This window comes from Caballeronia jiangsuensis (assembly GCF_046030135.1).
Lineage (GTDB): Bacteria > Pseudomonadota > Gammaproteobacteria > Burkholderiales > Burkholderiaceae > Caballeronia > Caballeronia jiangsuensis.
On sequence record NZ_JAQQDB010000010.1, the window covers coordinates 1 to 13,481 of the forward strand.

A 13,481-nucleotide genomic window follows, 5' to 3' on the forward strand; every position below is an offset into this window, starting at 1 on the left:
GTCTCGTGGGGGGGGGGGGCTCCCGCCCCGAGCGCGCCGGCGCCGGTCGCGCCCGCCCGCCGCCCCACCGAGCCGCCGATGTAATGCCGGCACGCGCGAGCCAGGAGTCCGCCGAACGAAAGAGCGAGGCCCGAACGCGCGAGCCGTTGATCAACGAACAACGAAAGACACAACATCATGTCGATGCGATCTGAATACTGCGGTCTGGTGACCGAGGCCCGCCTGGGCCAAACCGTTTCGCTGTGCGGCTGGGTGCATCGCCGCCGCGACCACGGTGGCGTTATCTTCATCGACTTGCGCGATCGCGAAGGGCTCGTTCAGGTCGTCTGCGATCCGGACCGCGCCGAGATGTTCAAGGTGGCCGAAGGCGTGCGCAACGAGTTTTGCGTGCAGGTGAAAGGCGTCGTGCGCGACCGTCCCGAAGGCACGGTCAACGCGAACCTCACGAGCGGCAAGATCGAAGTGCTGTGCCACGAGCTGACCGTGCTGAACGCATCGGTCACGCCGCCGTTCCAGCTCGACGACGACAACCTCTCGGAGACCACGCGACTCACGCATCGCGTGCTCGACCTGCGCCGTCCGCAAATGCAGAAGAACCTGCGCCTGCGCTATCGCGTCGCGATGGAAGTGCGCAAATATCTCGACGCGCAAGGTTTCATCGACATCGAAACGCCGATGCTGACCAAGAGCACGCCGGAAGGCGCGCGCGATTACCTCGTGCCGTCGCGCGTGAACGCGGGTCAGTTCTTCGCGCTGCCGCAGTCGCCGCAGTTGTTCAAGCAGTTGCTGATGGTCGCGAACTTCGACCGTTACTACCAGATCACCAAGTGCTTCCGCGACGAAGACCTGCGCGCCGACCGTCAGCCGGAATTCACGCAGATCGACTGCGAAACGTCGTTCCTGACCGAGCAGGAAATCCGCGATCTGTTCGAAGAGATGATCCGCCACGTCTTCAAGGAGACGATGGATGTCACGCTGCCCGCGAAATTCCCGGTCATGCTGTATTCGGAAGCGATGCGCCGCTTTGGTTCGGACAAGCCCGATCTGCGCGTGAAGCTCGAATTCGCCGATCTCACGGATGCCGTGAAGGACGTCGACTTCAAGGTGTTCAGCATGCCGGCCAACTCGAAGGACGGCCGTGTCGCTGCGCTGCGCGTGCCGAAGGGCGGCGAGCTGTCGCGCGGCGACATCGACGGTTACACGGAATTCGTGCGCATCTACGGCGCGAAGGGCCTCGCGTGGATCAAGGTCAACGACAAGTCCCGTGGCCGCGACGGCCTGCAAAGCCCGATCGTCAAGAACCTGCATGACGCGGCGCTCGCGGCGATCATGGAGCGCACGGCGGCGCAAGACGGCGACATCATCTTCTTCGCGGCGGATCGCGCGAAGGTCGTGAACGACAGCCTCGGCGCGCTGCGCCTGAAGATTGGCCATTCGGAATTCGGCAAGACGACCGGCCTGCTCGAAACCGGCTGGAAGCCGCTGTGGGTCATCGACTTCCCGATGTTCGAGTTCGACGAGGAAGAGAACCGCCACGTGGCCGCGCATCATCCGTTCACGAGCCCGAAGGACGAGCACCTCGAGTACCTCGAAACCGATCCGGGCCGCTGCCTCGCGAAGGCATACGACATGGTGCTGAACGGCTGGGAAATCGGCGGCGGTTCGGTGCGTATCTTCCAGGAAGACGTGCAGAGCAAGGTGTTCCGCGCGCTGAAGATCGGCGCGGAAGAAGCGCGTCTGAAGTTCGGCTTCCTGCTCGACGCGCTCCAGTACGGCGCGCCGCCGCACGGCGGTATCGCGTTCGGTCTGGACCGCATCGTCACGCTGATGTCCGGCGCCGATTCGATCCGCGACACGATCGCGTTCCCGAAGACGCAGCGCGCGCAGGATCTGCTCACGCAGGCGCCGAGCGAAGTGGACGAGCGTCAGTTGCGCGAGTTGCACATCCGTCTGCGTCAGCCGGAGCAGAAGGCGCACTAAGCAGCTTTCGTTGTCGATGTGATGAAAAAGGCGCCGAGTGCGCCTTTTTCGTTTTTTGCGTTACAGTCTTTGGGCACCGACAAACAATGAAACGCGCGTTCACCAAGACATGCAGAAGCCGCCAAAAATCCCCGAATCCGTGCTGGTCGTCATTCATACGCCGGAGCTCGATGTGCTCATCATCGAACGCGTGGATCACAAGGGCTTCTGGCAGTCGGTGACGGGCTCGAAGGATCGCATCGACGAACCGTTCGTCGAGACCGCGGCGCGCGAGGTGCAGGAAGAGACGGGCATCGTGATCGGCAGCGCGCTCGTGCCCGAGAACGCGCTGCTCGACTGGCATCACAGCATCGAATACGAGATCTATCCGCAATGGCGGCATCGCTACGCGGAAGGCATCACGCGCAACACCGAACATCAGTTCAGCCTGCTCGTGCCGCATTGTCTCGAAGTGACACTCGCGCCGCGCGAACACACCGCACACTTGTGGCTGCCGTTTCGCGAGGCCGCCGACCGATGCTTCTCGTGGTCGAACCGGGAAGCCATCCTGCAATTGCCCGAGCGCCTCGCGGCGCATAGCCGATGATCGGACTGCGTCCGCGGCGCAGTTTCAAGCGTTTGCGCCAGGCGCTGTTCTCGGGCCGCCGCCCGCCGCGCTTTTGCTTCACGTCCGGCAATCACGTGCGGCTCTTCAAGGGCGGCGTGCAATTTTTCCCGGCGCTGATCGAGCGGATCGACAACGCGCGCAAGTCGGTGTCGCTGGAAACCTATATCTTCGCCAACGACGATATCGGCCGCGCCGTCTCCGATGCGCTCGTGCGCGCGGCCGAACGCGGCCTGAAGGTGCGTGTGATCACGGATGGCATCGGCACGGAAAGCAATCTGCCGATGTTCAAGCTCTGGCAGGAGCGCGGCGTCGATCATCGCATCTACAACCCGCATCTTCTGTTCGGGCCGCTCGGCTTCTCGCGCACGCATCGCAAGCTCGCGCTGATCGATGAAACGTACGCGTTTTGCGGCGGCATCAATATCGTCGACGACTACGATCAGAACGGCACGCGTCTCGAACGGCCGCGCTGGGATTTCGCGATGGAGGCGCAAGGCCCCGTCGTCAAGGACGTGCGCGAAGCCTTCGACCTGCAATGGCAGCGGATTCGGCTGGGCGTGAAACCGCGACAGCTGAAACAGCCGGCCTGCGAGCAGCAGGAAAGCGAAAGCGCGCGCGCGCCCGGCCGATGGAACGCCCGCCGCGCGATGCTGGCGCGCCGGCGCGCGCGGCTCGGTGAAATCCACGCAGTCGACCAGCCGTGCGTTGCGTTCGTCGCGCGCGATAACCTGCTCAATCGGCGCGCGATCGAAAAGGCGTATCTTCGTGCAATCGCGCACGCAGAGAGCGAAGTGTTGCTCGCGAATCCTTACTTCATGCCGGGGCGCAGGTTGCGGCGCGCGCTGGTCAATGCGGCCGGGCGCGGCGTGCGCGTGTCGCTGGTTATCGGTCGTAAGGAATTCGTAGCATTGGATTACGCGACGCCGTTTCTCTACGGCAACCTGCTGAAGCACGGCGTGAGGATCGCGGAATACGAGAAGACGATGCTTCACGGCAAGGTCGCGGTCGTCGATGCGGACTGGGCGACGATCGGCTCATCGAACCTCGACGCGCTTTCGCTCGTGCTCAACAACGAGGCCAACATGGTGCTCGTGAATCATCCCGAAATCGGCGGATTACACGACGCCATTCTTCAGGCGTTTGACGAAGGCCGTCCGATCGATGAAAAGCACTATGCGTCGCGGCCTGTTACGGAGCGAGCGCTTAATTGGCTGGCCTACAACACTTACCGCGTGATGATGAAAATGATCACCATTGGTCAGTACGATTAACCTGCTATTTCGCATCGATTGCGTAAAAATACTGGTCAGCAGGCATCATTGGAGAAAGGTTCCCACGAATCGGGAACTCGGGCAGTCACTTACAGGCAGTCCGTACATAAAACGCGACAATGGGCTCGGACATCGTTGAGATTTATCCTATAGACGAGTCCTAGCGTTTTAGAAACGCGTATCTAAAAATCTGCTTGTATCACCAGCGTTCGGCCATAATAATAGAACGGCCGTTCGATTTTACGGGTCACATAAGAACGGTAGGGACATCATGCGAAAAGGCGAACAGACGCGGGCCGCGATTCTCGACGCAGCGCTGGAGTTGGCAAGTCGGGACGGGCTGGAAGGGCTGACGATCGGCCTGTTGGCCGAGCGGATGCAAATGAGCAAGAGCGGTGTGTTTGCGCATTTCGGGTCGCGAGAGGATTTGCAGGTGGAGGTGGTGCGCGAGTATCACCGGCGCTTCGAAGACGAAGTGTTCTTTCCGAGCCTGCGCGAAGCGCGCGGCCTGCCGCGATTGCGCGCGATGATGAATCGCTGGATGGAGAAGCGCATCCAGGAAGTGACCACGGGTTGCATCTATATCAGCGGAGCGGTGGAGTACGACGACCGCGCCGCGAGCGCCGTGCGCGAGCAGCTCGTGCACAGCGTGAGCATGTGGCGCGAGGCGTTGTTGCGCGCGATTCGCCAATCGAAGGACGAAGGGCATCTGAAGGCGGAGACGGATCCGCATCTGATGCTGTTCGAGCTGTACAGCTTTACGCTCGGCCTGCATCACGATGCGCGCTTCCTGCATCTTCCGGAAGCCGTGCAACTGACGCGGGACGCGCTGGACAAGACGATCGTGTCGTATCAGACGTCGAATGCGGGAGCCGGAACGGCCATCCCTCAGCCGACTGCGAATGCGGCGACGAACCTGACATCGCAACACACCGACAGCCGTTAGCGGCGCCGTCGAATCGAAGGTGGTTCGGCGGCGCGCAACCAGACGCTTGAAGAAACTGGAGAGATTCATGGGACAGTACGCCGCCCCCCTTCGCGACATGCAGTTCGTGCTGCACGAAGTGCTGAACGTCGAAGCCGAATTGAAGAGCATGCCGAAGCATGCCGACCTCGACGCCGACACCATCAATCAGGTGCTCGAGGAAGCCGGGAAGTTCTGCTCCGAAGTCGTGTTCCCGCTCAACCAGAGCGGCGACCGCGAAGGCTGCACCTACGCCGGCGATGGCGTCGTCAAGACGCCGGCGGGCTTCAAAGAGGCGTACCGCCAGTACATCGATGCGGGCTGGCCCGCGCTCGGGTGCGATCCCGAGTACGGCGGCCAGGGTTTGCCTGCGTTCGTGAACAACGCGCTGTATGAAATGCTCAATTCGGCGAATCAGGCCTGGACGATGTATCCCGGCCTCTCGCACGGCGCGTACGAGTGTCTGCATGCACACGGCACGCCGGAGCAGAAGTCCACCTATCTTTCGAAACTCGTCTCGGGCGAGTGGACCGGCACGATGTGCCTGACCGAGCCGCATTGCGGAACGGACCTCGGCATCCTGCGCACGAAAGCCGAGCCGAATTCCGACGGTTCGTACGCGCTCACCGGCACGAAGATCTTCATTTCGAGCGGCGAGCACGACATGGCCGAGAACATCGTCCATCTGGTGCTCGCGCGTCTGCCGGGCGCGCCGATGGGAACGAAGGGCATCTCGCTTTTCATCGTGCCGAAGTTCGTCCCCGATGCAGGCGGTGCGATCGGTGCACGCAACGGCATCAAGTGCGGCTCGATCGAGCACAAGATGGGCATCCACGGCAATGCGACCTGCGTGATGAATCTCGACGGCGCCACGGGTTGGCTCGTCGGCGAGGCGAACAAGGGCTTGAACGCGATGTTCGTGATGATGAACGCGGCGCGTCTGGGCGTCGGCATGCAGGGACTCGGCCTGACCGAAGTCGCGTATCAGAACTCGCTCGTGTATGCGAAAGAGCGTCTGCAGATGCGCTCGCTCACCGGCCCGAAGGCGCCGGAGAAGGCTGCCGATCCGATCATCGTGCATCCGGACGTGCGCCGCATGTTGCTCACGCAGAAGGCCTATGCCGAAGCGGGCCGCGCGTTCACGTACTGGGCGGCGCTCAACATCGACAAGGAACTCTCGCACGCGGATGAATCCGTGCGTCAGGAGGCCGCCGATTTCGTCGCGCTGCTGACGCCGGTCATCAAGGCCTTTCTGACGGACAACGCGTTCGAAGGCACCAATATGGCGATGCAGATCTACGGCGGCCACGGCTTCATCTCCGAATGGGGCATGGAGCAGCACGTCCGCGATGCGCGCATCAACATGATCTACGAGGGCACGAATTCCATTCAGGCGCTCGATCTGCTGGGCCGCAAGATTCTCGGCGATATGGGCGCGAAGCTGAAGCGCTTCGGCAAGCTCGTTGCCGATTTTGTCGAGCAGGAAGGCGTGAAGCCGGAGATGCAGGAGTTCATCAATCCGCTTGCCGATATCGGCGACAAGGTGCAGAAGCTCACGATGGAGATCGGCATGAAGGCCATGCAGAATCCTGATGAGGTCGGCGCTGCGGCCGTGCCTTATTTGCGTACTGTTGGGCATCTGGTGTTTTCATATTTCTGGGCGCGGATGGCGCGGGTTGCTCTGGACAATGCCGCTTCCGACGATGCCTTCTACAAGGCCAAGCTCGCCACTGCGCGGTTTTACTTTGCCAAGCTGCTGCCTGAGACCGCTTCGACGATTCGTGCTGCTCGTGCCGGAGCTAAGCCGATGATGGATTTCGACGAAGCGCTTTTCTGATTTTTTGGGCTTGTGCGCCGGATCCCGTTTTCGCGGTGGTCTATTGGCATTGCCCCTGTGCGGGGCGGCAGTCACTTTCTTTGCTGCTGCAAAGAAAGTAACCAAAGAAAGCAGCTCGTTGAGGCCCGCGGTCACACGCAGTTTGGCCATGCTTGCCAGCCGTCGATGGCACTCGCCTAAGTGTCGCCCCCAAAGGCCCATCCGGGCTTGGATCGCGCACGGTCTGTCGAGCCAGTAGTTTGCGCGCGCTGGTTCAGCACAAAAGAGCATCGGCACAGCGCTACGCGCTGCCGTTGGGTATGCAAGGGAAACCAACGGCGCACATGTGCAGAGCATTGAGATGGCGGTGTTTGCAAAGAAGCACGTGCAAACCCGATTGGCCGGTCGGCCGCGAAGCGGGCCGGAGCTATTTGGTGCTGAACCAGTGAGGCGAGTGGTGCGATGTGTCAGACCGTGCGCGGTCCAAGCCCCGCTAGACCTACGAGGGCACTCGCTATAGCCGGGCCATTCAGCCAATCGCCTGTGCCGCGGCCGGTGTGAAGTGCTTAGGCTGGGGATAGCTGTTTCTTTGGTTACTTTCTTTGCAGCAGCAAAGAAAGTGACCCCCGCCCCGGGGAGGGGCAGAGCAAATAGACCGACACGAACTCAGGATTCCACGAAGAACGAAGGCCACCGAATCAACCCACCTCTCACGAACCCCGGAGTGACAAACCTGTGAGCACCCTGAACATCAAAAAAGTCGCCGTGCTCGGCGCGGGCGTGATGGGCGCGCAGATCGCCGCGCATCTGATCAACGCCCGCGTCCCTGTTCTTCTCTTCGATCTTCCCGCGAAGGAAGGCCCGAAGAACGGCATCGCGCTGAAAGCCATCGAGAACCTGAAGAAGCTGTCGCCCGCGCCGTTCGGCGTCAAGGACGACGCCCAATACATCGAGCCCGCGAACTACGACGACGATATCGCGAAGCTCGCCGAATGCGACCTCGTGATCGAAGCCATCGCCGAGCGCATGGACTGGAAGCACGATCTCTACAAGAAGGTATCGCCGCACATCGCGCCGCAAGCAATCTTCGCGAGCAACACGTCGGGCCTGTCGATCACCGAGTTGTCGAACGGCTTTTCCGATGAACTGAAATCGCGCTTCTGCGGCGTGCACTTCTTCAATCCGCCGCGCTACATGCATCTGGTCGAGCTGATTCCGACCGAATCCACGAAGCCCGAAATCCTCGACCAGCTCGAAACCTTCCTGACGAGCGTGATCGGCAAGGGCGTCGTGCGCGCGAAGGACACGCCGAACTTCATCGCGAACCGCGTCGGCATTTTTTCGATTCTCGCGGTGATCGCGGAAGCCGAAAAGTTCGGCCTGCGCTTCGACGAAGTCGACGACCTCACCGGCGCGCGCCTCGGCCGCGCGAAGTCCGCGACGTTCCGCACGGCGGATGTCGTCGGTCTCGACACGATGGCTCACGTCATCAAGACGATGCAGGACAACCTGCACGACGATCCGTTCTTCTCCGTCTACAAGACGCCGCCCGTGCTCGAAGCACTGGTGAAGAACGGCGCGCTCGGCCAGAAGACGGGCGCCGGTTTCTATCGCAAGGAAGGCCGCGCGATCAAGGTGCTCGACCCGAAGACGGCGTCTTATATCGATGGCGGCGCGAAGGCCGACGAACTCATCGGCCGCATTCTGAAGCGTCCGCCCGCCGAGCGCTTCAAGCTCCTGCGCGAAACCGACAACAAGCAGGCGCAGTTCCTGTGGGCAATTTTCCGCGACGTGTTCCACTACATCGCGGTGCATCTCGAATCGATCGCGGACAACGCGCGCGATGTCGATCTCGCGATCCGTTGGGGCTTCGGCTGGAATCAGGGGCCGTTCGAAAGCTGGCAGGCGGCGGGTTGGCAGCAAATCGCGAAGTGGGTGCAGGAAGATATCGATGCAGGCAAGGCGCTGTCGAACGCGCCGCTGCCCGCGTGGGTGCTCGACGGTCCCGTCGCCGGGAAGAACGGCGTGCATACGAACGAAGGGTCGTGGTCGCCGAAAGCGAAGCGCTTTGAGCCGCGCTCGACGCTGCCCGTCTATGAGAAGCAGGTGTTCCGCGCGCCGCTCGTCGGTGAGACGGGCGCCGATCCGAAGACCTTCGGCAAGACGCTGTTCGAAACCGAGAACGTGCGCGCCTGGCTCGATCGTGACGATGGCGACATCGTGATCGTCTCGTTCAAGACGAAGCTGAACACGATCGGCGCGGGCGTGATCGACGGCCTCACGCAAGCCATCGAGCTCGCGGAGAAGTCGTATCGCGGCGTCGTGATCTGGCAACCGACGTCGCTGCAACTCGGCGCGCCGGGCGGTCCGTTCTCGGCAGGCGCGAACCTCGAAGAAGCAATGCCCGCGTTCATGATGGGCGGCGCGAAAGGCGTCGATCCGTTCGTGAAGAAGTTCCAGCAAGGCATGCTGCGCGTGAAATACGCGAACGTGCCGGTGGTGTCGGCGGTGTCGGGCATCGCGCTCGGCGGCGGCTGCGAACTGCTGCTTCATTCGGCGAAGCGCGTCGCGCATGTCGAGAGCTATCTCGGTCTCGTGGAAGTGGGCGTCGGTCTGGTGCCGGCGGGCGGCGGTCTGAAGGAAGCCGCGTTGCGCGCGGCGGAAGCGGCCAGCGCGGTCAATGCGACGACCGATCTGCTCAAGTTCCTGCAGAAGTCCTTCGAAAACGCGGCGATGGCGAAAGTCTCGTCGTCCGCATTCGATGCCCGCGCGATGGGTTATCTGAAGCCGTCCGACACGATCGTCTTCAACGTGCACGAACTGCTCGACATCGCGAAGAACGAGGCGCGCGCATTGAGCGCGTCGGGTTATCGTCCGCCGTTGCGCGTGAAGCAGGTGCCGGTGGCGGGGCGCTCGGCGATCTCGACGATCAAGGCGTCGCTCGTGAACATGCGCGACGGGCGCTTCATCAGCGATCACGACTATCTGATCGCGAGCCGCATCGCGGAAGCGGTGTGCGGCGGCGACGTCGAAGCGGGCAGTTTCGTCGACGAAGAATGGCTGCTGGCGCTGGAACGCCGCGCGTTCGTCGAACTGCTCGGCACGCAGAAGACGCAAGAGCGAATCATGGGCATGCTGCAGACCGGCAAGCCGGTTCGCAACTAATCGCGGAGCAATCAATGAGCAAACAACTTCAAGACGCATACATCGTCGCCGCGAGCCGCACGCCGATCGGCAAGGCGCCACGTGGCGTGTTCAAAAACACGCGCCCCGACGAGCTGCTCGTTCACGCGATCAAATCGGCGGTCGGGCAAGTGCCGGGACTCGACACGAGCGTGATCGAAGATGCGATCGTCGGCTGCGCGATTCCCGAAGCCGAGCAAGGTCTGAACGTCGCGCGCATGGGCGCGCTGCTGTCGGGCTTGCCGAACACGGTCGGCGGCGTGACGGTGAACCGCTTCTGCGCATCGGGCCTGACCGCGCTCGCGATGGCGGCGGACCGCATTCGCGTCGGTGAAGCCGAGGCGATGATCGCGGGCGGCTGCGAATCGATGAGCATGGTGCCGATGATGGGCAACAAGCCGTCGCTGTCGCCGCATATCTTCGATCGCAACGAAGACGTGGGCATCGCCTACGGCATGGGGCTGACGGCGGAGAGGGTCGCGGAGCGCTGGAAGGTGAGCCGCGAGGCGCAGGACGCGTTCGCGGTGGAGTCGCATCGCCGCGCGCTGGCCGCGCAGCAGGCGGGCGAATTCGCCGATGAAATCGCCGCCTACACGCTGAACGAGCGCTTTCCGGATCTCGCATCGGGTGAAGTGCGCGTGAACAATCGCGAAATCAGGCTCGACGAAGGCCCGCGCGAAACGAACCTGGAAGGGCTGGCGAAGCTGCGTCCCGTGTTCGCGAACAAGGGCTCGGTCACGGCCGGCAACAGTTCGCAGACGTCGGACGGCGCGGGCGCGCTGATCGTCGTGTCGGAAAAGGTCTTGAAGCAGTTCAACCTGACGCCGCTCGCGCGTTTCGTGAGCTTCGCGGTGCGCGGCGTGCCGCCGGAGATCATGGGCATCGGGCCGAAGGAAGCGATTCCGGCCGCGTTGAAGGCGGCAGGTCTGAAGCAGGACGACATCGACTGGATCGAGCTGAACGAAGCCTTCGCGGCGCAGGCGCTCGCGGTGATCGGCGATCTCGGTCTCGATCCGTCGAAGGTCAATCCGCTCGGCGGCGCGATCGCGCTCGGCCATCCGCTCGGCGCGACGGGCGCGATCCGCGCATCGACGGTCGTGCACGGCCTGCGCCGGCGCAACCTGAAGTACGGCATGGTGACGATGTGCGTCGGCACCGGCATGGGCGCGGCGGGCATCATCGAACGCCTTTGATCGCGAATGGTCCGCGACGTCGTTGCTCGCGGACCGACATGAAGGAGACAGCGGATGGAAATTCAGATCGAACGCGCGGACGGCGTGCTGAGCATCGTGCTCAATCGTCCGGAGAAGAAAAACGCGATCACCGCGGCGATGTATCAGGAAATGGCCGACGGCCTCTACGAAGCCGAGATGGACCCGACTGTGCGGGCCGTGCTGATTCGAGCGGTGGGCAGCACGTTCAGCGCGGGCAACGATCTCGACGATTTTCTGAACGATCCGCCCAAAGGCCTCGACGCGCCCGTGTTCCAGTTCCTGCGCCGCATCAGCGCCTTTCCGAAGCCGATCGTGGCGGCGGTCGGGGGCACGGCGGTGGGCATCGGCACGACGATGCTCCTGCACTGCGACATCGTCTACGCGAGCACGAACGCGAAGTTCTCGCTGCCGTTCTCGCAACTCGGACTGTGTCCCGAAGCGGCGTCGAGTCTGCTGCTGCCGCGCACGGCGGGTTATCAGCGCGCCGCGGAAAAGCTCCTGCTCGGCGAAGCGTTCGACGTGAATGAAGCGATCGGCATGGGCTTCGTGAACGGCGGGATCGATGCCGCCGAGCTCGACGCCTACGCGTTCGAAAAGGCGAAGCGGCTGGCGATGCTGCCGGCCTCGTCGCTGCGCGTGACAAAGTCGTTGATGAAGGGCGCGCAGACGCATGAAGTGAGCGCGCGCATGGAAGACGAAGCCGCGCACTTCGCGCGGATGCTGGTCGCGCCCGAAGCACGCGAAGCGTTTCAGGCGTTCTTCGAGAAACGCAAGCCGAACTTCAGCCAGTTCGAGTAAGGCGCTTCACTCGACGTCGTATTCGACGAAGCTGTTCTCGCGCGCGAAGCTGACGAGCCGCAAGCCCGCCTGCTTCGCGATCGAGATGGCGAGGGATGTCGGCGCGGAAATCGTCGCGACCATCGGAATGCCGACGCGCGCCGACTTGCGCACGAGTTCATAGCTCGCGCGGCTCGAAAGAAACACGAAGCCTTGCGTCGTGTCCTCGCGGCGCAGGATCAGGTGGCCGATGAGTTTGTCGAGCGCGTTGTGCCGCCCGACGTCCTCGAAGGCGTAGCGCACGGCGCCGGTTTCGTCGCACCACGCGGCGGCGTGCAGTCCGCCCGTCAGCTTCGTCAACTGCTGATACGCGGGCAATTCGCGTGCGGCGCGCTCGGTCGCGTCGGGCGCGAGACGCGCAAGAAAGCCCGTATCCGGCACCTGTTCGGGCTGAAGATCGAGCAACTCGATACTTTCGATGCCGCACACGCCGCAGCCCGTGCGCCCGGCGAGCGCACGGCGCTTGTCCTTGAGCGACGCGAACGCCTGCTGCACGACCTGCAAATGCACTTCGGCATGCGGCAACGCGACGCCGTCATCGCGGAAGTAGACCTCGATGTCGTGAATGTCGCTGCCACGCTCGACGATACCTTCCGTCAGCGAGAAGCCCACGGCGAACGCTTCGAGATCGCGCGGCGTGCACATCATCACCGCGTGCGAGATGCCGTTGAAAACGAGTGCGACGGGCCATTCCTGACCGACGTTGTCCGCGGCGATCGCGCTCTCGTTCCTGCGATGCCTGCGCACCTGACGCTCGACGAAGCCCGGTTGGTCGTCGGTTTCGAGTTGATTCACTTCAATGCTCCTGACCGCTCACTTCGAGTAAAGTCGGGTATGTGATTTGCTGCCTATCGTTGCTGTTCGCACGCATCGCGACGCGAACAGCGGCTAGATTGCAATGGTTCCAGCCAGATCCAAGGCCCTACAATAACTTAAGCGGGCGATGCGCGTCGCGCACCCCTGCTCAATCCAACGAGGCTTCGCCATGGGACTTTACGACGCCGCCCGTCTCTTCGGATTCGAAGTCGAATCCTCTGACAATCTGCGCTTCATTCCGCTTGCGGTGCGCTTCAATCTCGATCGCTTCGGCATGCGCATTACGCTTGATCAATGGCAGCAGCTTCCTTACGACGATCGCGCGCTGCTCGCACGCTTTCCCGTCGAGGACGATGCCGAACTCGAGAAGAACTTCGACCTCGCGCTCGAAGAGATGATGAAGACGCACGTGAACGCTGCGCCCGAGAAGATCGAGCGCGATCCGGACCCCGTGTGGATGCACGCCGATGCCGTGCCCGAAACCGTGATCCGGCAAAGCAGCCTGTCCGGCGTGAGCGCGCCGAGTCTCGATCGCTGGGGCGCGCTCGACCGTTTCCAGCGTTACGCGCTTGCGAAACTCTCGCGCAACACCGACAAGGTCAATCACGATTTCCTGCCCGCGATGAAGGAATTCGGCCTGGTCGACTGAAGGCCCGGCGCGCGCAAACGTTAAGCGCGCGCTTTAATCGGATTATTTGCGGGCAAGCCCTAAATATAGGGCGAGCGGTGCCGTTATTGGGCGTTATCCATTAATCGCGGCGTGTACGCGTTTCACGCCGCGCATTCGCGTGGA

Annotated in this window: 10 protein-coding genes; 9 read left to right on the top strand and 1 reads right to left on the bottom strand. The window is 62.6% G+C overall.

Annotated elements, in window-relative coordinates; translation table 11 throughout:
- The first annotated feature begins 177 nt into the window (after window positions 1-177).
- From aspS to PQR08_RS12480, 8 genes are all read left to right on the top strand, one after another.
- The gene (gene aspS, locus PQR08_RS12445; RefSeq protein WP_187607472.1) at window positions 178-1,980 is read left to right on the top strand and encodes an aspartate--tRNA ligase; all 1,803 of its coding nucleotides are present in this window, start codon (window positions 178-180) and stop codon (window positions 1,978-1,980) included.
- 109 nt (window positions 1,981-2,089) lie between these two features.
- Entirely contained in the window at window positions 2,090-2,566 is a 477-nt protein-coding gene (nudB, locus tag PQR08_RS12450) for a dihydroneopterin triphosphate diphosphatase (protein WP_187607473.1), read from the top strand.
- Window positions 2,563-3,858: a phospholipase D-like domain-containing protein gene (locus tag PQR08_RS12455; protein WP_408161314.1), complete on the top strand. Its 1,296-nt coding sequence runs from the start codon at window positions 2,563-2,565 to the stop codon at window positions 3,856-3,858. The genes nudB and PQR08_RS12455 overlap by 4 nt, the downstream gene beginning before the upstream one ends.
- Before the next feature lie 271 nt (window positions 3,859-4,129).
- Window positions 4,130-4,804, top strand: coding sequence for a TetR/AcrR family transcriptional regulator (locus tag PQR08_RS12460; protein ID WP_187607475.1), 675 nt, complete (start codon window positions 4,130-4,132; stop codon window positions 4,802-4,804).
- A 67-nt stretch (window positions 4,805-4,871) separates the two neighbouring features.
- Window positions 4,872-6,659, top strand: a complete 1,788-nt coding sequence (locus PQR08_RS12465; RefSeq protein WP_408161315.1) for an acyl-CoA dehydrogenase C-terminal domain-containing protein — start codon at window positions 4,872-4,874, stop codon at window positions 6,657-6,659.
- Between the two features lie 714 nt (window positions 6,660-7,373).
- Window positions 7,374-9,803, top strand: a complete 2,430-nt coding sequence (locus tag PQR08_RS12470) for a 3-hydroxyacyl-CoA dehydrogenase/enoyl-CoA hydratase family protein (RefSeq protein ID WP_408161316.1) — start codon at window positions 7,374-7,376, stop codon at window positions 9,801-9,803.
- 14 nt (window positions 9,804-9,817) lie between these two features.
- Window positions 9,818-11,014, top strand: coding sequence for an acetyl-CoA C-acyltransferase (locus PQR08_RS12475; RefSeq protein WP_187607478.1), 1,197 nt, complete (start codon window positions 9,818-9,820; stop codon window positions 11,012-11,014).
- A gap of 54 nt (window positions 11,015-11,068) precedes the next feature.
- Window positions 11,069-11,833, top strand: a complete 765-nt coding sequence (locus tag PQR08_RS12480; protein ID WP_408161317.1) for an enoyl-CoA hydratase — start codon at window positions 11,069-11,071, stop codon at window positions 11,831-11,833.
- Between the two features lie 6 nt (window positions 11,834-11,839).
- On the opposite strand, the gene fdhD is transcribed toward PQR08_RS12480, so the two are convergent.
- Window positions 11,840-12,667, bottom strand: a complete 828-nt coding sequence (gene fdhD / locus PQR08_RS12485) for a formate dehydrogenase accessory sulfurtransferase FdhD (protein ID WP_408161318.1) — start codon at window positions 12,665-12,667, stop codon at window positions 11,840-11,842.
- A 190-nt stretch (window positions 12,668-12,857) separates the two neighbouring features.
- Between fdhD and PQR08_RS12490 the strand changes: the two genes are divergently transcribed.
- Entirely contained in the window at window positions 12,858-13,337 is a 480-nt protein-coding gene (locus PQR08_RS12490) for a nitrate reductase associated protein (protein WP_187607481.1), read from the top strand.
- The last annotated feature ends 144 nt before the right edge of the window (window positions 13,338-13,481 follow it).

Coding starts and splice junctions, on each gene's coding strand:
- PQR08_RS12480 (WP_408161317.1), top strand. CDS start 11,069: ATGGAAATTCAGATCGAACGCGCGGACGGCGTGCTGAGCATCGTGCTC.
- PQR08_RS12475 (WP_187607478.1), top strand. CDS start 9,818: ATGAGCAAACAACTTCAAGACGCATACATCGTCGCCGCGAGCCGCACG.
- PQR08_RS12490 (WP_187607481.1), top strand. CDS start 12,858: ATGGGACTTTACGACGCCGCCCGTCTCTTCGGATTCGAAGTCGAATCC.
- aspS (WP_187607472.1), top strand. CDS start 178: ATGTCGATGCGATCTGAATACTGCGGTCTGGTGACCGAGGCCCGCCTG.
- PQR08_RS12460 (WP_187607475.1), top strand. CDS start 4,130: ATGCGAAAAGGCGAACAGACGCGGGCCGCGATTCTCGACGCAGCGCTG.
- PQR08_RS12455 (WP_408161314.1), top strand. CDS start 2,563: ATGATCGGACTGCGTCCGCGGCGCAGTTTCAAGCGTTTGCGCCAGGCG.
- nudB (WP_187607473.1), top strand. CDS start 2,090: ATGCAGAAGCCGCCAAAAATCCCCGAATCCGTGCTGGTCGTCATTCAT.
- PQR08_RS12465 (WP_408161315.1), top strand. CDS start 4,872: ATGGGACAGTACGCCGCCCCCCTTCGCGACATGCAGTTCGTGCTGCAC.